18 protein-coding genes and 1 pseudogene are annotated in these 20,621 nt (G+C 64.8%); 13 read left to right on the top strand and 6 right to left on the bottom strand.

The genetic code is table 11. From position 1 onward, the window contains the following. Nucleotides 1-40 precede the first annotated feature (40 nt). Nucleotides 41-406, top strand: a complete 366-nt coding sequence (locus tag Q0X62_RS10700; RefSeq protein ID WP_297735309.1) for a BlaI/MecI/CopY family transcriptional regulator — start codon at nt 41-43, stop codon at nt 404-406. 3 nt (nt 407-409) lie between these two features. Here the strand turns inward: Q0X62_RS10700 and Q0X62_RS10695 are convergent, their stop codons facing one another. The 3 genes from Q0X62_RS10695 to Q0X62_RS10685 all read right to left on the bottom strand — a co-directional run bounded on the left by Q0X62_RS10695 (nt 410) and on the right by Q0X62_RS10685 (nt 4,692). Next, nucleotides 410-1,372 (bottom strand): alpha/beta fold hydrolase, encoded by a 963-nt coding sequence (locus Q0X62_RS10695; protein WP_297735306.1) that lies wholly within the window; start codon nt 1,370-1,372, stop codon nt 410-412. Between the two features lie 114 nt (nt 1,373-1,486). Further along, a complete protein-coding gene (locus Q0X62_RS10690; RefSeq protein ID WP_297735303.1) occupies nt 1,487-3,784 on the bottom strand; it encodes a TonB-dependent receptor in 2,298 nt (765 codons plus the stop codon). After that, nucleotides 3,781-4,692, bottom strand: coding sequence for an alpha/beta hydrolase (locus Q0X62_RS10685; RefSeq protein WP_297735300.1), 912 nt, complete (start codon nt 4,690-4,692; stop codon nt 3,781-3,783). Before Q0X62_RS10685 ends, Q0X62_RS10690 begins: the two co-directional genes overlap by 4 nt. A 154-nt stretch (nt 4,693-4,846) precedes the next feature. Between Q0X62_RS10685 and Q0X62_RS10680 the strand changes: the two genes are divergently transcribed. The 6 genes from Q0X62_RS10680 to Q0X62_RS10655 all read left to right on the top strand — a co-directional run bounded on the left by Q0X62_RS10680 (nt 4,847) and on the right by Q0X62_RS10655 (nt 10,174). After that, nucleotides 4,847-5,383, top strand: coding sequence for a TetR/AcrR family transcriptional regulator (locus Q0X62_RS10680; RefSeq protein ID WP_297735297.1), 537 nt, complete (start codon nt 4,847-4,849; stop codon nt 5,381-5,383). Beyond that, entirely contained in the window at nt 5,380-6,174 is a 795-nt protein-coding gene (locus Q0X62_RS10675) for an enoyl-CoA hydratase/isomerase family protein (protein ID WP_297735294.1), read from the top strand. The genes Q0X62_RS10680 and Q0X62_RS10675 overlap by 4 nt, the downstream gene beginning before the upstream one ends. Beyond that, a complete protein-coding gene (locus Q0X62_RS10670) occupies nt 6,174-7,676 on the top strand; it encodes a long-chain fatty acid--CoA ligase (RefSeq protein ID WP_297735291.1) in 1,503 nt (500 codons plus the stop codon). Before Q0X62_RS10675 ends, Q0X62_RS10670 begins: the two co-directional genes overlap by 1 nt. Next, nucleotides 7,673-8,068, top strand: coding sequence for a MaoC/PaaZ C-terminal domain-containing protein (locus Q0X62_RS10665; RefSeq protein ID WP_297735288.1), 396 nt, complete (start codon nt 7,673-7,675; stop codon nt 8,066-8,068). Before Q0X62_RS10670 ends, Q0X62_RS10665 begins: the two co-directional genes overlap by 4 nt. Continuing rightward, complete coding sequence (locus tag Q0X62_RS10660; RefSeq protein WP_297735285.1) at nt 8,065-8,454, top strand: phosphate acetyltransferase; 390 nt, start codon at nt 8,065-8,067, stop codon at nt 8,452-8,454. Before Q0X62_RS10665 ends, Q0X62_RS10660 begins: the two co-directional genes overlap by 4 nt. A 70-nt stretch (nt 8,455-8,524) precedes the next feature. Beyond that, a complete protein-coding gene (locus tag Q0X62_RS10655; protein ID WP_297735282.1) occupies nt 8,525-10,174 on the top strand; it encodes an NAD(P)/FAD-dependent oxidoreductase in 1,650 nt (549 codons plus the stop codon). Between the two features lie 202 nt (nt 10,175-10,376). On the opposite strand, the gene ppa is transcribed toward Q0X62_RS10655, so the two are convergent. The 3 genes from ppa to Q0X62_RS10640 all read right to left on the bottom strand — a co-directional run bounded on the left by ppa (nt 10,377) and on the right by Q0X62_RS10640 (nt 16,964). Further along, nucleotides 10,377-10,904, bottom strand: a complete 528-nt coding sequence (gene ppa, locus Q0X62_RS10650; RefSeq protein WP_297735279.1) for an inorganic diphosphatase — start codon at nt 10,902-10,904, stop codon at nt 10,377-10,379. 112 nt (nt 10,905-11,016) lie between these two features. After that, nucleotides 11,017-15,546 carry a glutamate synthase large subunit gene (gltB, locus tag Q0X62_RS10645; protein ID WP_297735276.1) on the bottom strand — a complete coding sequence of 1,510 codons (4,530 nt, stop codon included), beginning with the start codon at nt 15,544-15,546 and terminating at the stop codon, nt 11,017-11,019. After that, entirely contained in the window at nt 15,543-16,964 is a 1,422-nt protein-coding gene (locus tag Q0X62_RS10640) for an NAD(P)-dependent oxidoreductase (RefSeq protein WP_297735273.1), read from the bottom strand. Before Q0X62_RS10640 ends, gltB begins: the two co-directional genes overlap by 4 nt. 401 nt (nt 16,965-17,365) lie before the next feature. Here Q0X62_RS10640 and moaA point away from each other — a divergent pair, with 401 nt between their 5' ends. The 6 genes and pseudogenes from moaA to Q0X62_RS10610 all read left to right on the top strand — a co-directional run. Further along, entirely contained in the window at nt 17,366-18,379 is a 1,014-nt protein-coding gene (moaA, locus tag Q0X62_RS10635; RefSeq protein ID WP_297735270.1) for a GTP 3',8-cyclase MoaA, read from the top strand. A 4-nt stretch (nt 18,380-18,383) separates the two neighbouring features. Next, nucleotides 18,384-18,635, top strand: a complete 252-nt coding sequence (locus Q0X62_RS10630; protein WP_297735267.1) for a MoaD/ThiS family protein — start codon at nt 18,384-18,386, stop codon at nt 18,633-18,635. A gap of 3 nt (nt 18,636-18,638) precedes the next feature. Further along, the gene (locus Q0X62_RS10625; protein ID WP_297735265.1) at nt 18,639-19,109 is read left to right on the top strand and encodes a molybdenum cofactor biosynthesis protein MoaE; all 471 of its coding nucleotides are present in this window, start codon (nt 18,639-18,641) and stop codon (nt 19,107-19,109) included. Continuing rightward, nucleotides 19,109-19,618, top strand: a complete 510-nt coding sequence (locus tag Q0X62_RS10620; RefSeq protein WP_297735262.1) for a molybdenum cofactor synthesis domain-containing protein — start codon at nt 19,109-19,111, stop codon at nt 19,616-19,618. Before Q0X62_RS10625 ends, Q0X62_RS10620 begins: the two co-directional genes overlap by 1 nt. Beyond that, nucleotides 19,618-20,103: a cyclic pyranopterin monophosphate synthase MoaC gene (gene moaC, locus Q0X62_RS10615; protein WP_297735259.1), complete on the top strand. Its 486-nt coding sequence runs from the start codon at nt 19,618-19,620 to the stop codon at nt 20,101-20,103. The genes Q0X62_RS10620 and moaC overlap by 1 nt, the downstream gene beginning before the upstream one ends. Continuing rightward, nucleotides 20,100-20,621 (top strand): annotated as a pseudogene (locus tag Q0X62_RS10610) (molybdopterin molybdenumtransferase MoeA); the annotation flags it as partial. The gene moaC and the pseudogene Q0X62_RS10610, both read left to right, overlap by 4 nt.

Genomic DNA, 20,621 nt, shown 5'->3' with positions numbered 1-20,621 from the left:
ACGTTTCAGGTCAGGCCGGACTTGTGGAAGGATGCCGATGATGAGCCAGAGCGACCGCCTCACCGACGACGAGAACGCCACCATGCGCATCCTGTGGGATCGCGGCGGCGCCTCCGTGAGCGAGCTGGCCATCGCCACGCGCCAGCCCGCCGATGCCACGCTTGCTGTACTGCACGGTCTGCGCCGCAAGGGCGCGGTGGAACGTCAACAGGCCGGACGGGACATCGTCTACCGGCCCCGTCTCAATCGCGACACGGCCCGCACGCATGCCCTTGGCCGCCTTCTGTGCGGCGAGGAGACCGGTGCCGAAAACGGTCTTGGCGTTGTGGTCCTGCGTGAAAGCGATGTCGACCCCAAGGACTGGGCCGACCTGCAGGCCGAGATCGCCCAGCGCCGCAAGGCCTGAGCCCTAGGGCGTCCCGAGAAACTCACGCACATCCGCCAGCGTCCGCTCAGGCGCTTCCTCATGCACGACATGGCCCAGATCCGGGTAGGTAATCAGGCGCGCATCGGGAATGGTCGCCGCCATCAGCGGACCATGTGAAGACGGCACCATACGGTCGGCCTCGCCCCACAGGATCAAGGTCGGCACCTCGATACGGGCGAGATCGGCCGACGGCTCCGGCAGGGTGAAGACTTCCAGCCGCTCGACCATGGCCTGGCCCACGCCCTCGCCGCGCATCAGCTGATGAACACGTGCGGGCATTCCTTCAGGCATCCGCGACGGGTCGCCGAACAGGGCCTGCGTCGCGGCATTGATGACCGGTTCCGGCGCCTGGGTCAGAAAGAAGCGGACCGGCATCGGGACATCGACCGGCTCCTCGGTCACGCCATTGATGGAATAGCCACCCGGCGCCAGCAGGACGAGACGATTGACCCGGTCCGGATGCGTGACCGCCAGGCGCCAGCTGACCAGTCCGCCCAGGGAATTGCCGACCAGGGTCGCGTCGGGAATGTCGAGCGCCGCCATCAGGCCGGCGACAAATTCAACCGTCTGCGGGACCGAGTAACGCGCTTGCGGGTCGGGGCCGGTCAGGCCGTGACCGGGCAAGTCCATGCGCACAACTCGGTAGTCACTCGACAGGTCAGCCGCCCACGCATCCCAGCTTTCGAGAGAGTGGGAGAATCCATGCACGAGGATCAGGACCGGCGCCGTATCGGGGCCCTCAATGCGGACCCGCGTCTGCAGGCCGGCGACATCGACCAGGCGATCTGCCTCACCCCACCAGGGCGAGTCGATGCTGGCACGCTCCGCCAGATCTGCCTCGCCATCGGCAGCGACCGACGCGGCCTGGCGCATTTGGGTGATAGCGAAGACGCCAACGCCCATCAGCAGAAAGACACCGAGAAGAAGAGCGATCAGGACGCGCATGGCAGACCCCGTGACTGGAGAAAACAGGAACGGCGGCACCCGACATGGGCGCCGCCGTCAGGATAGTCCGGATCGGGCGGACGGGGGAGGATCCCGTTCGCCAGATCAACCGGCCTAGTAGCGCCAGGCGATCGTTGCCGTCACCGTGCGCGGCGGGCCGTAATAGCCAACCAGCGTGCCTTCAAGGCCCAGTTCCGGTGCCAGCGTCGTATTGTTGACGAAGTCATAGCCGGAGACCTTGTACTCTTCATCGGTCAGATTGCGGCCATGCAGGCCGAACTGCCAGTGGCCATCCTCGCCTTCCCAGACAACCGACGCATTCCACAGCGTGTAGGCGCCCTGATCAAGCAGCGGGAAGGGGAATTCGAACTGGCTGGAGTCACCACGATGGCTGATCGTGTTGATGACCGACAGATCACCACCATGCAGCGGCGTGATGTAGGTCAGCGTGGCCGAAGCGGTGGTGTCGGGCGTGTTCTGGATCACGACCTGATCGGAGACATCAACACCGAAGGCATTGATGAACTGATCGTACTCACCGTCCAGCAGGCCAAGCGCCCAGCCGAGCGTCACGATGTCGCCCTGGGCAAATACGTCCTGCCCCAGGTCCAGCGAACCTTCATACTCGATACCGCGAATGGTGGCAGCGCCGGCATTGGTGGTCACACCCGTGAAGGTGTCATTGACGCCGTCATTATCGGTATCGATACCAACCGAGCCGGGAACCTGGATGTCGGTATAGTCCATGTTGAAGACGGCGAGGCTGTGACGATAGCCATTGCCTTCATACTTCCAGCCGATCTCGATGCTGTCCACGGTCTCCGGATCGAAGCTCATGAACTCATAGATCTCATCCGCCTCGACTGTCCCGTTCTGGTCGAAGTCAGGCGCGCCGGTCGTCTGGGCACGCGGATCGAAACCGCCGCCTTTGAAGCCCTGGGAGTAGGTCAGGTAGAAATTGTTCGCGTCATTCGGCTGCCAGGCAAGCGAAGCCGTCGGTGAGAAGTCATCCCAGGAATTGGTGCCGGTGAAGTCCGACGTCGTGGCGATCGAGAAGCCTGAACCGCCGAAGTATTGCGAGAAGCCACCCAGATAGGTGCGGCGCAGGACCCGGGAGGTCCGCTCGTCCTCGGTATAGCGACCGCCAAGGGTCAGCGAGAACTCGTCGGTCAGATCATAGGTAAAGTTGGCAAAGACCGACCAGGTCTTGGTGTCGACTTCGCCGAAGGTCTGGGCGTTGAGACCCGCCAGGACATTATCCAGCAGGACGTCGAAAACCGTCATCGCGCTGGCGTCGAGATAGTAATAGCCAACCAGACCGTTCAGGCGCTCCCCGGAATAGAGAAGCTGGAATTCCTCAGAGAACTGATCATTGTCATAAATGGCCGGAACATCCAGGTCACCCGAGGCGAGGTTGTCGAAATCGATCGGCGTGACAGAGGTGTCAGAGCGATCCGCCAGGATATTGCGGACCGTCCAGTTCTCGTTGATCTCCCACTCGGCGGTCAGGGACACGCCATTGCCTTCAACTTCCTGGTCAACGACATTCAGACCGGCCCGGGTATCATGGACATCACTCAGCACCGGAGCGCCTGAGAGGGCACCGGGAATAAGCCGGTGACCGCCACGGGCATTCGACGTGTCAGAGACGCTGTCATAGGCAAGGCGCACGAAGAAAGTATCGGTCGGCTCCCACTCGGCAGACACGCGATAGCCGAAGACATTCTTGTCGTAATTGTCCTCGCCCGTGGTCAGGTTGTCACCAAAGCCGTCTCGGGTGAAACGGCCGATCGTCGCGCCGATGCGGAAGGTGTCGTCGAGCGGTGCGCTGCCGGACAGCACTGTGTCGAGCTGGCCGTAGCTGCCAACGCTGACGCGGGCCGACAGGGTCGGCTCATCCGGATCGATGCGGCGGGTCACGTATTTGACGGCGCCACCAATGGTGTTGCGCCCATAGAGCGTGCCTTGCGGGCCGCGCAGGACCTCGATGCGGTCGACGTCATAAATGTCGAGCACAGCACCCTGCGGACGGTTGAGATAGACGTCGTCGACATAGACGCCGACACCCGCTTCGAAACCGGCAACCGGATCCTGCTGACCGACGCCGCGGATAAAGGCGGACAGGGTCGAATTGGTGCCGCGCGACACTTCCAGCGTGATGTTCGGGGTGGTGTCGGCGATGGCGACGATGTCGATCGCCCCCATGCGCTCGAGGTCCTCGCCGGACATGGCCGAAACGGACAGCGGCACGTCTTGCAGCGTTTCCTCGCGACGGCGGGCCGTCACGGTGATGACGTCACGGTCTTGAGCGGCGCCATTATCCTGGGCCACGGCCGGGGCCGCGATCAGGGCTGAAGTGGCAACCGTGCTCAGCAAGAGCGCGCTGCCCGTCAGGGTCTTGAACTTTTTCATTGGGTACTCCCCTCGATGGTGTCGTTGGATATCGCCTGCGCCAGGGCCTGGCGGGCGAAGAGTCTGACCGCGTCGACAAATTCTTCCGGTTGTTCGAGATGCGGTGCGTGCCCGGAGTGGGCGAACCCGTGCGCCGTTGCGGCGGGCAAGGTTTCGACGAGATAGCGGCTCGTCTCCGGGCCATAGGCATCGCTGCGTTCGCCAAAGGCGATCAGCGCCGGGATGGCCATTCCCGGAAGAATGTCGCGCAGATCCTGCTGCGCCATGGATGCCCACAAATCCGCCATGGCATTGGCATTCCGGGCGGTCAGAAGTGTCAGGGCATTCGCCACCATTTGCGGCTCGCGTGCGGCTCTGTCGCGGGCAAACATCCGGGGCGCAAAAGCTGCGGCATAGGCTGGCCAGTCAGCCCGCATGGCGGCGGTTGCACGCACCGAGGCCTCGACATCCATGCCGCTCGACATGCCCAGCGTCCAGCTCGCATCATTGAGAATGCGCGGGCTCATATCCTCGATGACCATGCCGGCCAGCCGGTCATGACCATGGCGTTCAATCATGGACCAGAGCACGGTCGCGCCCATCGACCAGCCGAGCGCGACGACCGGGGCAAGGCCCAGCGTGCGGACCAACTCGTCCATATCGTCGGCGAGGCCGGGAATGGAGGCATTGCCAGGGCCGACCGGCGTATCGCCATGACCGCGCAGGTCGGGAATGATAACGCGAAACTCATCGGCAAGGCGGGTGGCGATATCGTCGAAGAACTCTCCTGACGCCGCCCAGCCGTGCACCAGAAGGATTCCGGGGCCGCGGCCGATATCGCGATAGGCCATCACCGTCCCGTCGCGCAGGGTGAGGTGATGCGGCATGCGCTCACCGTCTTCCGGACCGTGCGGTTGCGGGTTGGCCAAAACTCAAACTCCCCTTGGCCGTCCAATTTTCGCTGGATCGTGCCATATTGATTTAGGATCCATTTTGTGAAAACTGAATCATATGTCAACTTCTGAAACGAGCACGGTCGATAAACGGCCCAAGACCGCCCGCGGTCAAAGGACCCGAAACAAGTTGCTGGATGCGGCTGAAGGGGCTTTCGGGGAGAATGGTTTTCATGCCACCTCGATCGGCGATATTACGCGCCGGGCGTCCGTGGCCCTGGGGACTTTCTACGTATATTTCGATTCCAAGGACGAAATTTTCCGCGCCCTGGTCGCTCATATGGGCGAAATGACCCGCGGCTGGATCGCCGAGCGCGTCAAGGGCGCGCCCGACCGTCTGGAGACCGAGCATCGCGGCCTCGTCGCCTATATCGAATTCGCCCGCGCCCATCCGAACCTCTATCGGATCATCGAAGAGAGCCAATTCGTCGCGCCGGATGCCTACAAGGCGCACTACGACGTTTTCCTGGAACGCTATCAGCGCAATCTGCAAGACGCCGAGGCGCGCGGCGAAGTCCGCGCGGGGGACCAGGGCACACGCGCCTGGGCCCTGATCGGGATGAGCGTCTTCATGGGTCTCCGATACGGCATCTGGGAAGGCGATCGCGATCCGGAAGAAGTCGCCCGTACTGTCTCCGATCTCATCGCCAACGGCCTGAAACCATGACTGAAACGACCGACACCTCGCCGGTCATTCTCGACCGGGACGGCGATACGGCGTGGATCCGCCTGAACCGTCCCGGACGCGGCAATGCCTTGACGCCCGACCTGCTCGAGACGCTCTTGGAAGCGCTGTCGCAGTGTGGCGATGCCCGCGCTGTGGTGCTCACCGGCCAGGGGCGCGCCTTCTCCTCCGGCGGTGATATCCGCGAATTTCATGCCCGCGCCGATGATCCGGCCGCACTCGAAGGCTTTGGCATCGCCGTCGTCTCGGCACTGAACCAGGCGATCCTGGCCCTGCGCGCGCTGCCCTGCCCGACTGTGGCCGCGGTCAATGGGCCGGTCACCGGCGGCGCGATCGGACTGATGCTGGCCTGCGACATCGGGGTGATGAGCCAGGACGCTTTCATTCAGCCCTATTACGCGAAAATGGGGTTCGCGCCCGATGGTGGATGGACCGCACTCCTGCCGGAACGGATCGGCGCCGCGCGGACAGCCAGCTGGCTGGCGCTCGATGATCGGGTCAGTGCCCTGGCCGCGTTTGAGATGGGCCTGGCTGACCGGCTCTACCCGTCGGAGAGCTTCGCCGAAGGCGTTCAAACAATCCTTGCGGGCCTGGCCGGGCACGACCCGGAAGTCGCCGTGACCGCGCGCCGCCTGCTCGAGGCGCGCGAAATTCACGATGCGTTGTCGACCCGTCTTGAGCGGGAATTATCCGCCTTTACCCGCCTGCTTGTCCGCCCGGAAACCCGCGCCCGGATGGCGGCCTTCCTCGGCCCGAGAGCGGAGGCCAGCTGATGGATGTGATTACCGATATCACCGCACGGCGCGCCGCATTGACGCCCGACCGGGCGGCCTTTCACGTCGTTGATACCGGAGAAACCGTCAGCTTTTCCGCGCTCGAGGACCGCTGTGCCCGCGCCGCCAGCGTTCTGGCCGAACGCGGTGTGACCGCGGGCGACCGCGTCGCCATCTTGTGCCGCAACCGGGTCGAGTTCTTCGAGGCGCTATTCGCCTGCGCCAAGCTGGGTGCCATTCTCGCCCCGCTCAACTGGCGCATGCCGGCGCGCGAATTGACCGAGCTTCTGGCCGATTGTGCTCCGGTCCTGCTGCTGGCCGGTGCGGAAGATTCCGAGACCGCCGCCGAGGCTGCGGCGCCGACCGGCCTGACCTGCCTCGATCTGGAGCGTGAATGGCCCTCGGCCCGCGACATGGCCGCACCGCATCCGGGTCGACCGGCCTGGCCCGGCGATGAACCCTGGTATCTGATCTACACGTCCGGCACGACCGGGCGCCCCAAGGGCGTGATCCAGACCTATCGCATGGCGCTGGTCAATTACGTCAACATCTCCCAGGCCATTGGCCTGCGTGATGGGGATGCGACGGTCAATTTCCTGCCCCTCTTCCACACCGCCGGCATCAATCTCCACACCCTGCCCGTACTGATGGCCGGCGGGCTCAACCACATCCTGCCCGGCTTTGATGCGGGCGCGGTTCTCAAACTGATCGATGAAGGCCGCCTGGACGTCATGCTGTGCGTGCCAGCGGTCTATCGCGAACTCTCCGTCCACCCGGCCTTCGAGACCGCGGATCTCACGCGCCTGCGGCACTGGGCCTGTGGCGGCGCGCCCATGCCGGACGTGCTGATCGAGACCTTCGCCGCGCGCGGGGCCGTTGTCTGCAACGGGTTCGGCATGACCGAGACCGGCCCGACCGCCTTCCTGATGGATCGTGAGCACGCCCTGTCGAAGATTGGCTCGGTCGGCAAGCCGCAACTCCTCATCGACGCCCGCATTGCAACGCCCGAAGGCCAGGCCCTCCCTGCGGGCGAGACCGGCGAGGTACAATTTTTCGGTCCCGGCCTGACGCCGGGCTATTGGCATCGCGAGGCGGAAACCGCGTCGCTTTTCACTAGTGATGGCTGGCTCAAGAGCGGCGATCTGGGCCGCTTCGACGGCGATGGCTATTGCTATATCGCGGGCCGGATCAAGGAGATGTACATTTCCGGCGGCGAGAACGTCTATCCGGCCGAAGTCGAGAATGTGCTCGATGAACACCCGGCCCTCCTGGAATCCGCGGTGACCGGCGTGCCGGACGAAAAATGGGGCGAGGTCGGCTGCGCCCATCTCATCCTGCGCGCGGGCGAAACCGTCTCCGATGAGGCCCTGCGCGCCTGGTGCCGCGAGCGTTTGGCCGGCTACAAGGTGCCGCGCCACTTCCTGCGCGCCGACGCCTTTCCGCGCACGGCGGCCGGCAAGGTCCAGAAGCATCTCCTGCCCAAACCTGAAGGCGTGGAATGACGGTCAGGAAAGCCCGAACCGCCTGCGATCACGCGGCACTGGAGAAGACGTTCAGCCAGGCGGATTTTGACGCCTTCGCGCGGCTGTCCGGCGACAATAATCCGATCCATGTCGACCCGGAATTCTCGGCCCGGACCCGGTTCGGCAGCACCGTCGCCCATGGCGCGCTCCTGTGCTCGGTCCTGCGTGGTCTCGTCGAGATGATCATGCCCGGCGGTCGCCAGCTCAGCCAGAAAACCCAATACCCGGCTCCCAGCCCGGCCGGTGAGCTGCTCCGCTTCGAGGCGGAAACGGTCGGCGAAACAGGGCTGGGCATCATGATCGCACTCAAGGTGACCCGCCTGTCCGATGGAGTTGTCACCTGTACGGGCGAAACAGAGGTGGCGATATGAGCGCACCGCTCAAACTCGGTCAGAGCGCCATGACGCAGCGCGCTTTCTCGGAGCAGGATGCGGCCGAGCTGCACGCCCTGACAGGCGCACCGCTGACCGACAATGTCGTGCCCGAAGCCCTGATCAATGGCCTCTTTTCCTATCTTCTCGGCGTCGACCTGCCGGGCGAGGGCACCAACTATCTCAAGCAGGAATCCCGCTTCCTCGCCCCGGCACCGCTCGGCGAGCCCCTGACCGCGCGGGTCGAGATTACGCGCCTGCGCCCCGACAAGCAGCTGGTCGATCTGGCCACGACGTGTGTCACAACACGCGGTCAAACCATCGCCGAAGGCCGCGCCCTGGTTCTCGCGAGGGATGTCGCCGGCGCCTTTGACAACAGGCCTTGAGCGGCAGGGGCATCGCACAACCTCGGGGCTACATTGCGCTTTTCCCGGTTCGCGGCCAATCTCCCGCGCCATGAACGCCCTCAAGAAAACCGCCCACACCCCTGTCGGCAGCGTCCGTCCCGACCGCGATATCATCATCGTCGGCGGCGGCCATAACGGCCTCGTCTGCGCCGCCTATCTGGCCAAGGCCGGGCTGAAAGTGACCGTGCTGGAACGCCGCGACATGGTGGGTGGTGCCGCCGTCACCGAGGAATTCCACCCCGGTTTCCGCAATTCCGTGGCCAGCTACACCGTCTCCCTGCTGAACCCGAAAGTGATCTCAGATCTCGACCTGCACGGGCATGGCCTGGAGATCGTCGAACGCCGGATCGGCAATTTCCTGCCGCTGGAAGACGATCAGTATCTGTTGGCTGGCGACGGACTGACTGCCAGGCATCTCGCCAAATTTTCCACCCGCGATGCCGAACGGCTGGGCGAGTATGAAGCCCGCCTCGAAGTGGTCGCCGACACGCTGCGCGCCCTGGTTCTGGAGACCCCGCCCAACATGTCCGAGGGCAGCTGGCTGGGCGCCGTCCCGGAATTGCTGAAAGCCGCCAATCTGGGCGGCAAGCTGGGCAGCATGTCGATGACGGCGCGCCGCGATCTGCTGGATCTTTTCTCGAAATCAGCCGGCGACTGGCTCGATGGGTGGTTCGAGAGCAACGCCATCAAGGCACTGTTCGGCTTCGACAGTATTGTCGGCAATTTCGCCAGCCCCTACACGCCCGGCAGTGCCTATGTCCTGCTGCATCATTTGTTCGGTGAGGTGAATGGCAAGAAGGGCGCCTGGGGCCATGCGATCGGCGGCATGGGCGCCATCACCCAGGCCATGGCCCGTTGCTGCGAGGCGCGCGGCGTCGAGATCCGGACCGGATGTGCGGTCGACAAAGTTCTGGTCGATGAGGCCGGTCGCTCCGGCGCGGTCCGGCTGGCGAGCGGCGAGACCCTCAGCGCCCGCGCCGTGGTCTCCAATCTCAATCCCAAACTCCTGTTCGGCTCATTGATCGACCCGACCGCCCTGCCCGATGATTTCAGCGAGCGTATCCGCCATTATCGCTGCGGCTCGGGCACATTCCGGATGAATGTCGCGCTCGACCGGCTGCCGAGTTTCACCGCCCTGCCCGGTGAGGGCGACCATCTCACGGCCGGCATCATCATGGCGCCCTCCCTGGCCTATATGGAACAGGCCTATATCGATGCCCGACGCGATGGCTGGTCGAAGGCGCCCATCATCGAATTGCTCATCCCCTCGACCCTGGACCCGACCCTGGCGCCGGACGGCCAGCATGTCGCCAGCCTGTTCTGCCAGCATGTCTCGCCGGAACTGCCTGGCGGACGCGACTGGGATGACCACCGTGACGAGGTCGCCCAGGTCATGCTCGACACCGTCGAGCGCTGGGCGCCGGGATTCCGGGACAGTGTGCTGGGTTATCAGGCCCTGACGCCGAAGGATCTGGAGCGGACTTTCGGCCTGATCGGCGGCGACATCTTCCACGGCGCCCTGAGCCTCGACCAGCTCTTCTCGGCCCGTCCGGTGCTGGGTCATGCCGATCATCGCAGCCCGATCAAGGGCCTGTATCAATGCGGCGCCGGCACGCATCCCGGCGGCGGCGTCACCGGCGCCCCCGGCCATAATGCCGCCCGCGAAATCCTCAAGGATTTCGGCAAGCGGATGGGTTAGGGGCAAGGCGGAACTTTCCCTCTCCCTGGGGAGAGGGTGGCGCGAAGCGCCGGGTGCGGGGGAAACCCCGGTGTGGCAGAGCCAATCCCCCTCATCCGGCCTTTCAGGCCACCTTCTCCCCAGGGAGAAGGACGATGATCTCAACAAAAAACCCCGGACCAGCCAGTCCGGGGCTTCTTTGTTTCCGCGATACGGAAAGGCCTCAGCCCTTCACGCGCTCCAGCGATTCAGCGATCAGTTCGCGCGCCTTGGCGGCGTCGCCCCAGCCCAGGACCTTGACCCATTTGTTGGGCTCGAGATCCTTGTAGTGCTCGAAGAAGTGCTTGATCCGCATCAGCTGGGCTTCCGGAATATCGTCCGGCTCATTGACCTTGCCATAGAGCGGGGACAGCTTGTGGTGCGGGACGGCGAGGATTTTCTCGTCCATGCCGCTCTCGTCCTCCATCAGCAAGACGCCGATCGGACGGGCGCGCACGACGCAGCCCGGCACCAGCGTGGTATGGCCGACGATCATGACATCGATCGGGTCGCCATCTTCCGACAGGGTGTGCGGCATGAAGCCGTAATTACACGGATAGCTCATCGGCGTGTGCAGATAGCGATCCACAAAGAGCGTGCCCGCATCCTTGTCCATTTCGTACTTGACCGGCTGGCCACCGACCGGGACTTCGATGATGACATTGATGTCTTCAGGCGGATTTTCGCCCGCGGAGATTTTGTCGATCCGCATCATAGGCTCCTTGCGGCTGGTCCGGGCGATGTCTTACGCCCAAATTCTGGCGCGACCAATGCCCGTGTTGCGCCGCAATATCAATTCTCGAGGTGTGAAAAAAGGCGCGCGATCAGGCCGTCTGACTGTCATTGGCCGCTGCCAGGGCCGCCCGCTCGCGCTTGACCACTTCCTCACCGCGCAAATGCACGAAATGCGCCCGCTCGCTCGACCAGGCCGCCAGCAGTCGGGCCGCGACGCGCGATCCGGTCTCGGACGCATGCGCCTCGATCATGGCCAGACAACGCCGCTCGGCCTCCCCTTCCAGCTCGAAAGCGAGCACGGTCTCCCGGTTCAGGCGCGCATCGAGACGACGCTCGGGATCATGAATGAAGACATCACCGCCGGTCATGCCGGCCGCGAAATTGTCCCCGACCGGACCCAGGATGACGGCGGTGCCGCCGGTCATGTACTCACACCCATTCGTACCGCAGCCCTCAATCACCGCATCGGCACCGGAATTGCGCACGCCGAAGCGCTGACCGGCCCGACCCGCGGCCAGAAGGCGGCCCGAGGTGGCGCCGTAGAGACAGGTATTGCCGATGATGGCGTGTTCCTCATTGGCCTCGGTCGCGCCGCCATAGGGGCGCACGATGATGGAGGCGCCGGACAGGCCCTTGCCGACATAGTCATTGGCATCGCCATCGAGTTCGATGCGCAAGCCCTTGGCCGAGAAAGCGCCCAGCGACTGACCGGCCGAACCGCGCAGCCGCAGGGTGAGATGATCCGTGCCCAGCCCGTCGGGACCAAAGCGGCGAACGATTTCCGCCGAGGTCCGCGTCCCGACCGCGCGGTCGGTATTCTTGACGCCATAGTCGAGCTGCATCTTCTCGCCGCGATCGAAGGCGGGAGCGGCATCCTCGATGATCTGCTCGTCGAGGGCCGGCGCGACTTCATTGCGCAGCATGCGTGTCGAGCGGGCCGGGCGTTCCACCGCGTCGGCGCGTGACATGATGGCGGAGAGATCGAGATCGTCGAGCGATTCCGAGCCCCGCGAGACCTGGTCGAGCAAATCGGCCCGGCCGATCACGTCTTCCAGTGAAGTCGCCCCGAGGCCGGCGAGGATTTCGCGGACATCCTGGGCCAGGAAGGTCATCAAATTGACCACATGATCGGGCGCGCCACCAAAACGGGCGCGCAGATCATCATCCTGGGTGCAAACGCCGACCGGACAGGTATTGGAATGGCACTGGCGCACCATCAGGCAGCCGAGCGCAATCAGCGACGCCGTGCCGACACCGAATTCCTCGGCGCCCAGCATGGCGGCGACCACGATGTCGCGACCGGTGCGGATGCCGCCATCAGCACGCAGGGTGACGCGTTCGCGCAGCCCGTTGAGCGATAGCATTTGATGCGCTTCAGCGAGGCCCAGCTCCAGCGGGCCACCGGCAAACTTGATCGAGGACAAGGCGGCAGCGCCGGTCCCGCCGACCGAGCCGGAGATATTGATGATATCGGCATTGGCCTTGGCCACGCCAGCGGCGACAGCGCCGACACCGGCGGCCGCGACCAGTTTCACGCCAACACGGGCGGTCGGGTTGATCTGCTTGAGATCATAGATGAGCTGGGCCAGATCCTCGATCGAATAGATGTCGTGGTGCGGCGGCGGGGAGATCAGGCTCACCCCCGGGGTCGCCAGACGCATGCGGGCGATAAAGTCGGTGACTTTGAAACCGGGCAGCTGGCCGCCCTCGCCGGGCTTGGCGCCCTGGGCGACCTTGATCTCCATCTCGCGGCACTGGCCGAGATATTCCGCGGTTACGCCGAATCGCCCCGAGGCGATCTGCTTGACCGCCGAATTCATGTTGTCGCCATTGGGCAGCGGCTTGTAGCGGATCGGATCCTCGCCGCCCTCACCGGACACCGACTTGGCGCCGATGCGGTTCATGGCAACATTCAGTGCGCCATGCGCTTCCGGCGACAGGGCCCCCAGCGACATGCCCGGCGTCACGAAACGCCGACGAATGCCATTGATCGACTCGACCCGGTCCAGACCGACAGACGGTCCGATCGGGCGCATGTCGATAAGGTCGCGCAAATGGATCGGCCCCTGGGCTTCCACCGCCTCGCGATAGGATTTCCAGGCGACCGGATCATTGTCCCGCACCGCGCTTTGCAGCGCATTGATCACCGGCGCGTTGAGCGCATGACGGTCGCCGCTGGAGCGCTGACGATAAAAGCCGCCGATCGGCAGGCGCGCCTCGCCGTGCCAGGCCTTGCGATGGAGGTCGAGGGTCCGCACTTCCAGGCCCGGCAGGCCGATCCCGGATATCCGGCTGACCACGCCCGGCAGATAGGCTTCCACCAGCGCGCGGGAAAGGCCGAGCACTTCGAAATTACAGCCGCCCCGATAGGAGGAGATGATGGAAATCCCCATCTTGGAGAGGATTTTCAGCAGCCCGCCATCGAGCGCGGTTTTCAGGCGCCCCGCCTGGGCCCGGGCCCAGCTTTCGCCGCCCACCGTCTCGCGCCCGGCCGTGACGGTATCAAAGGCGAGATACGGGTTCACCGTGGTCGCACCGAGCCCGATCAGCACGGCGGCATAATGGGCGTCGAAACACTCGCCAGCGCGCACATTGAGCGAACAGAAATTACGCAGGCCGGCGCGCGTCAGGGTGGAGTGCACGGCCCCGGCGACCAGGATCATGGGCAAGGCGGCATGCTCACTGTCCTGACGATGATCGGTCAGGACCAGGTGCGCGGCGCCATCGCGTACTGCGCCAACGCATTGGGAAATCACATCATCAATCGCCTGACGCAGGGTCTGGCCGTCCCCCGAGGCCGGCATGACCGGCAGGAGGCAATCGATTTCCTTCACCGCGCCGCCCATATGGGCGCGCCAGCGCTCATAGCTGCCATTGGACAGGATCGGACTGTCGAGCACGAGCACGCTGGCGCGCGCTTCGCCTTGGCCGAGGATATTGCCGAGATTGCGGAAGCGGGTCTTCAGACCCATCACCCGGCCTTCGCGCAACGGGTCGATGGGCGGATTGGTGACCTGGGAGAAATTCTGGCGGAAGAAATGGGAGAGTGGCCGGTAATTTTCCGACAGCACGGCCAAGGGCGCATCATCGCCCATCGAGCCGACGGCCTCCTTGCCATCCTCGGCCATCGCCTTGATGACCAGTTCGATATTCTCGAAGGTGAAACCCGAGGCGGCCTGACGCCGTGTCCGGTCGGCATCGGAGAATATCTGGTCTTCCGATCCGGGGCCGACGACCGACTCCAGATCCTCCATCTCGCCGAGCCAGCGCGTATAGGGGTGCTGTTCGGACAGCTCGTTGAGAATGTCCTGCTCGCGATAGAATTTGCCTTCGACAATATCCAGCGCGATCAGGCGACCCGGCGTGATCGACCCGCGCTCGGTCACGGTCACAGGGTCGACCGGCGCCATGCCGGTTTCCGAGCCGGCGACGAAAACGTCATCATTGGTCAGGGCATAGCGCATCGGGCGCAGACCATTGCGGTCCAGCCCGGCAATCGCCCAGCGACCGTCAAAGGCGGCAATCGCCGCCGGCCCGTCCCAGGGCTCCATCACGGCATTGCAGTACTCATACATCCGGCTCCAGCCCTCGGGCATGACATCGGCCCGCTTGGACCAGGCTTCCGGGATGAGGAGGGTCTTGGTCATCGGTGCCGAGCGGCCAGCCCGCACCAGGATTTCAAAAGTCTGATCGAGGGCCGCACTGTCGGATGCGCCGGGCTGGATCACCGGTTTCACATCGGCTTCGGAATCGGCAAAAGCCGTCTCCGCAATATGCACCTCATGGCTGCGCATCCAGTTGATATTGCCGCGGATCGTATTGATCTCGCCATTGTGCGCCAGCATGCGGAAGGGCTGGGCCAGCCGCCATTCCGGGAAGGTGTTGGTGGAATAACGCTGATGGAAAATCGCGAAGGCAGAGACGAAATCCGGCGATTGCAGGTCGCGGTAGAAGGCGTCGATATCCTGGGCGCGGAACAGGCCCTTGTAGATGATGTCGCGCGAAGACAGCGAACAGACATAGAGATCGCGCAGATTTTCCTCACGGGCGCGGCGCTCGATACGCCGGCGCACAATGTAGAGCACGCGCTCGACCGCTTCGCTGTCGCGGTCGCGCGGATCACGGAACAGGACCTGCTCGATTTCCGGGAGCGTGGCGCGGGCCTTGTCACCCAGCACCGACGTATCGATCGGTGGCTGGCGCCAACCATAGAAGGCAAAGCCCTCGCGCAGGATTTCCGCCTCGATGATGGCGCGGGCGCGTTCCCGGGCCGCAAAATCCGTGCGCGGCAGGAAGACCATGCCGACAATGACATCGCCGCGCTCGGGCTCGTGCCCGGTGCGGGCGACGGCGGCCTTGAAGAAGTCCTGCGGTACGCCAACGCGCAGACCGGCCCCGTCCCCGGTCAGACCGTCGGCATCGACGGCGCCGCGGTGCCAGACCGCCTTGAGCGCATCGATCGCCAGCTCGACGATATCGCGGCGCGCGCGCCCCTTCATGTCGGCGATGAGGCCGACACCACAGGCATCGCGCTCGTCACGCGGATCGATCAGACCGGCATGAGTGAGGGTTTCCAGCCCTTGGCGGTGGGCGGCTTCGGACCAGGTCTTGTTCGTCATTCGGCCGCTCCCAGAACACGCATGCGATTGTCGAGATAGGATTCGATCGAACGCGCGGCATCGAGCCCGTCCTTGATCGCCCAGACCACAAGCGACGCGCCGCGATGCAGGTCACCGGCGACAAAGACGCCGTCCAGGCTGGCCATGCGCGTATCTCGATCCGCTTCGACCCGGCCGTCGCGATGCACGGACAGGTCCGGCGCCTCGAACAGGACGGGCAAATCTTCCGGCGTAAAACCAAGCGCTGAGATCACCATGTCGGCCGGGCGGTCCCAGGTCTGACCGGGATCGGGCTCGGGGGCCCGCCGACCGGACGCGTCAGGAGACCCCAGACGCATGCCCTGCACGCGAACGGCAGAAATCGCATCGCCCTTGGTCAATACGGCAAGCGGGGCCGAGAGCCATTCGAACACGACGCCCTCTTCCTCGGCATGTTTCACCTCGCGGGCGGAGCCGGGCATGTTGGCGCGGTCGCGGCGATAGAGGCAGGTCACGGACTTGGCGCCCTGGCGCACGGCGGTGCGCACGCAATCCATGGCGGTATCGCCGCCACCGACCACGACGACATCCTTGCCCTTGGCATCGAGCTCGCTGTCATTGGCCGCCGGGTCACCCAGATCATCGCGGTTCGAGCGGGTGAGATAGTCGAGCGCGGCGAGGACACCATCGCCGGAGCCCGGACAAGTCAGCTGGCGGGCCTGATAGACCCCCGTCGCCAGCAGGACCGCATGATGCTGCTCGCGGATGGCATCGAGACTGGCATCGCGGCCGATTTCGAAGCCGAGCTTGAATTCGACGCCACCCTTGGCGAGCCGGTCGAGACGGCGTTGGACCACGTGCTTTTCCAGTTTGAAGCCGGGAATGCCATACATGAGCAGCCCGCCGGCGCGGTCGGCGCGCTCATAGACGGTGATGGCAAACCCGCTCTCGCGCAGACGCTCTGCAGCGGCAAGACCAGCCGGACCTGAGCCGATAATGCCCACGCTCTGGCCACGCTCGGGACCAGGCTCGAGCGGTTCGACCCACCCCTCATTCCAGGCCGTATCGGTGATGTATTGCTCGACCGCGCCGATCGTCACGGCACCATGCTTGGATTTCTCGACCACGCAAGAGCCCTCGCATAGGCGGTCCTGCGGGCAGATGCGGCCGCAGATTTCCGGCATGGTCGAAGTCGCGGCCGAGGCGTCATAGGCTTCGCGCAGACGATCCTCGCCGGCCAGCATCAACCAGTCGGGAATATTATTCTGGAGCGGGCAGCCGGACTGGCAGAAGGGGACGCCACATTGCGAACAGCGAGACGCCTGGTCGGCCGCAGCCTCGGTCGAGAAACCGCGATAGATTTCATTGAAATCCTGACGCCGTTCGCGCTCCGAGCGCTTGTCCGGATAGGCCTGGTCGATGTCCACAAATCTGAGCAATCCTGCCCCCGTCTCAGCTTCAAACGTTCGCTAATGCAGCACACACTTCGCACTCGCACAAGTCGGCGACCGTGCGGCAAAATGGGATTTTATGCCCTGAAACCGCGTTTCAGGGAATGCCATTGCCAAAGGATAGTACTGATAGCGCCAACACTGCAAATACCTCGCCCGAACGGCAGATCTGCCAAAATGATGGCGCGCAAGAATGGTGCAGGCCTGCTCGCCAATGCCGCAGGATTGCGCCACCCGTCCGCACCCACCCGATACTCCGTGCGCGAGACCGGACATGCCCGGGATGTCCGCCCGGATGTCGGCTCCCGACCGGTCACAATCGCGTGGCGGAACCGCCAGCTCGGCCAAAACGGCTTGCCCCACCGCATCACACCCCCCAAGTTCACGCCATGACCTCCACCGCTGAAACAAAGCCCCTGATCGACAGTTTCGGTCGCCGGATCCGCTATCTGCGCCTGTCCGTGACCGATCGCTGCGACTTGCGCTGCGTCTATTGCATGAAGGCGCAGCCGGATTTCCTGCGGAAATCGGAGCTTTTGAGCCTTGAAGAACTCGAGCAAGTCGCCGGGGCCTTCATTGATCGCGGCGTGACCAAGATCCGCATTACCGGCGGCGAGCCCCTGGTCCGGCGCGATGTCGTCACGCTGATCGAGCGCCTGGGAACGCGACTTGGTCAGGACGGCGGACTGGACGAACTCACCCTGACCACCAATGCCACCCAGCTGCCACGCTTTGCCGACCGCCTCTACCAGGCCGGCATGCGGCGCATCAATGTCTCGCTCGATACGCTTGATCCGGAGCGCTTCAGGCGCCTCACCCGCGGTGGCAAGCTCGACGACACGTTGGCCGGACTGAAAGCCGCCAGCGCGGCAGGCCTCAAGGTCAAGCTCAATGCCGTGGCCATGAAGGACGAGAATGAGGACGACTTGCCGGACCTCATCGCCTGGGCCCATGACCAGGGGCATGACGTCACCCTGATCGAAGTCATGCCGATCGGCGATGTCGGGCTGGACCGCGCCATTCAATTCCTGCCCCTGACCGCCGTGCGCGAACGGCTCGAGCAGCGCTGGACACTGACCCCGCTCGCCGAGACAACAGGCGGGCCGGCGCGCTATCACCGCATCGAGGAAACCGGCGGCAAGCTGGGTCTGATCACGCCGCTGACCGGGAATTTCTGCGCTGGCTGCAATCGGGTCCGCCTGACCTGTACCGGCCAGCTGCATGCCTGCCTGGGCCAGGAGGGGTCTGTCGACCTACGCGGCGCCCTGCGCGAGCACGGAATGAGCGGGCTGCAGGCCGCGCTCGACCAGGCCGTGGCCGACAAGCCGGAAGCCCATGATTTCGACGTCCGGCCCGGCGCGGCGCCGTCGGTTACACGCAGCATGGCAACGACCGGAGGCTGACCTCATGCACGTCCGTATCCGCTATATGGCCGCCCTGAGAGACAGGCTTGGTGATGGCGAGACCGCCCACGACCTGCCCGCCGATGTGACCGACAGCGAAGCCCTGATCGCGCATCTGACCCGGTCCGATGCTGCGGCAGCCGCGCTCGCCGCCCCGGAAATCCGCCTGATCCGCAATGACCGGATCGTCACCCGCCCCAGCGCACTGGAAGAGGGTGACCGTCTGGCCTTTTGCCCGCCCTTCACCGGAGGCTGAGCCATGCCGTCGGATATCCGGGTCAGCGCCGAACCGATTGATGCCGCAGCACTCATGGCCGCGCTGACCGGCCAGAGCCCAGATGACGGTGCCGTCTCCAGCTTTGTCGGCCAGGTCCGCGCCGAGGGTGATCTCGTCGCCCTGGAGCTCGAGCACTATCCCGGCGTGACCGAGGCTGCGCTGCGAGAGCTGAGCGAGCAGGCCATGGCGCGCTGGTCGCTCAGCCAGGCCCTCATCCATCATCGCGTCGGGCGCATGGCGGTCGGCGAGACGATTGTCGTTGTCGCTGCCAGCGCCCCGCACCGCCGCGCCGCCCTGGAAGCGGTCAGCTTCCTGATCGATCGCCTGAAGACAGAGGCCCCGTTCTGGAAGCGCGTACACACGGCGCAGGGCCATTACTGGGTCGAGGCCCGTGACAGCGACACGGCCGCATCGCAATACTGGCGCGACCAGATTGCCCAGGAGGATGCCTGATGCCCGACCGGCAGCTCGGCTTTGCCGTGATGACGATTTCCGACACGCGTGACGCGGCCAGCGACAAGACCGGCCCCTGGTTGCGCGAGCAGATCGGTGAAGCCGGCCATGCCGTGATCGATCATGCCATCGTGCCCGACACGCTCGAGACCATTCGCGGGCAATTGCAGACCTGGCTCGATGACCCGGCGATCCATGCCGTGATCACCACGGGTGGCACCGGCCTGACGGGTCGCGACGTCACACCGGAAGCGATCCGGCCCATGCTGGACAAGGAGATCGACGGCTTCTCCGTCGTCTTCCACCAGATATCCTTCCAGTCGGTTGGCGTCTCGACCCTGCAATCGCGGGCGCTCGCCGGGATCGCCAGGGCCACCTATGTCTTCGCCATTCCGGGGTCCATGGGCGCCTGCAAGGATGCCTGGAACGGGATTTTGCGGCATGAATTCGATGTCACGCACAAGCCGTGCAATCTGGTCGAACTCCTGCCCCGCCTGGGAGAGCGCTGATGAGCCAGCTGACCCATCAGGACGAAGACGGCCGCGTGCGCATGGTCGATGTCGGTGACAAACCCGTCACCCGCCGCACCGCCAGCGCGAGCGCCCGCATCGAGATGAGCGCCGAGGCCTTTGCCGCCATCCGCGATGGCCAGGGACCGAAGGGCGATGCCTGCCGGACCGCCGAGCTGGCCGGCATCATGGGCGCCAAGAAGACGGCAGACCTGATCCCGCTCTGCCACCCCCTGCCGATCACCAAGGTCGAGGTCGCCATCGAGCCGGTTGCGGGCGACACCGCCTTTGCCATCACCGCCACGGTCCGCACAGACGGCAAGACCGGCGTCGAGATGGAAGCGCTGACCGCCTGCTCGGTCGCGGCGCTGACGCTCTATGACATGGCCAAGGCGCTCGACAAGGGCATGCGGATCACGGCGATCCAGCTGGAGACCAAGCAGGGCGGCAAGTCCGGCGACTGGCAGCGTGGAGACGCGACGTGATCCCCCTTGGCGAGGCGATTGATCGGGTCCGTAGCGGCCTCACGGCTTGCGAGCCGGAGATCATCGGACTGGGCGACGCGGCCGGCCGCGTTCTCGCGGAAGCGGTGAAGGCCCGGCTGACCCAACCGCCCTTTCATGCCTCGGCCATGGATGGCTATGCGGTGCGGTCCGGCGATCTGGGAGACAATCCGGTCGAGCTCCCGCTGGATGGCGAATCTGCTGCGGGGCACGGTCTCGACCGGGCCATTCGTGGCGGCACAACGGTGCGCATTTCCACCGGCGCTGCCCTGCCCGAGGGTGCCGATCAGGTCGTCATCCAGGAGAATGCCGTCCGCAAGGGCGACATCATCACCTTCAACGACCCGCCCCAGCCGATGCGGCATGTCCGCGCCAAAGGCGAGGACTTCAACCATGGCGACACCTTGCTCGACGCCGGCACACGCCTGACCCCGGCGCGCCTGGCCCTGGCCACCGCTGGCGGCGCCAGCGAGCTGAGCGTCACGCGCCGGCCGCGCATC

It is taken from the genome of uncultured Maricaulis sp. (assembly GCF_947259345.1).
Taxonomy (GTDB): Bacteria; Pseudomonadota; Alphaproteobacteria; order Caulobacterales; family Maricaulaceae; genus Maricaulis.
Note: the sequence above shows the minus strand (reverse complement) of the source record. Positions and strands in the feature narration are given on the sequence as shown.

Coding starts and splice junctions, on each gene's coding strand:
- Q0X62_RS10700 (WP_297735309.1), top strand. CDS start 41: ATGAGCCAGAGCGACCGCCTCACCGACGACGAGAACGCCACCATGCGC.
- Q0X62_RS10695 (WP_297735306.1), bottom strand. CDS start 1,372: ATGCGCGTCCTGATCGCTCTTCTTCTCGGTGTCTTTCTGCTGATGGGC.
- Q0X62_RS10690 (WP_297735303.1), bottom strand. CDS start 3,784: ATGAAAAAGTTCAAGACCCTGACGGGCAGCGCGCTCTTGCTGAGCACG.
- Q0X62_RS10675 (WP_297735294.1), top strand. CDS start 5,380: ATGACTGAAACGACCGACACCTCGCCGGTCATTCTCGACCGGGACGGC.
- Q0X62_RS10670 (WP_297735291.1), top strand. CDS start 6,174: ATGGATGTGATTACCGATATCACCGCACGGCGCGCCGCATTGACGCCC.
- Q0X62_RS10665 (WP_297735288.1), top strand. CDS start 7,673: ATGACGGTCAGGAAAGCCCGAACCGCCTGCGATCACGCGGCACTGGAG.
- Q0X62_RS10660 (WP_297735285.1), top strand. CDS start 8,065: ATGAGCGCACCGCTCAAACTCGGTCAGAGCGCCATGACGCAGCGCGCT.
- Q0X62_RS10655 (WP_297735282.1), top strand. CDS start 8,525: ATGAACGCCCTCAAGAAAACCGCCCACACCCCTGTCGGCAGCGTCCGT.
- ppa (WP_297735279.1), bottom strand. CDS start 10,904: ATGCGGATCGACAAAATCTCCGCGGGCGAAAATCCGCCTGAAGACATC.
- gltB (WP_297735276.1), bottom strand. CDS start 15,546: ATGACGAACAAGACCTGGTCCGAAGCCGCCCACCGCCAAGGGCTGGAA.
- moaA (WP_297735270.1), top strand. CDS start 17,366: ATGACCTCCACCGCTGAAACAAAGCCCCTGATCGACAGTTTCGGTCGC.
- Q0X62_RS10630 (WP_297735267.1), top strand. CDS start 18,384: ATGCACGTCCGTATCCGCTATATGGCCGCCCTGAGAGACAGGCTTGGT.
- Q0X62_RS10625 (WP_297735265.1), top strand. CDS start 18,639: ATGCCGTCGGATATCCGGGTCAGCGCCGAACCGATTGATGCCGCAGCA.
- Q0X62_RS10620 (WP_297735262.1), top strand. CDS start 19,109: ATGCCCGACCGGCAGCTCGGCTTTGCCGTGATGACGATTTCCGACACG.
- moaC (WP_297735259.1), top strand. CDS start 19,618: ATGAGCCAGCTGACCCATCAGGACGAAGACGGCCGCGTGCGCATGGTC.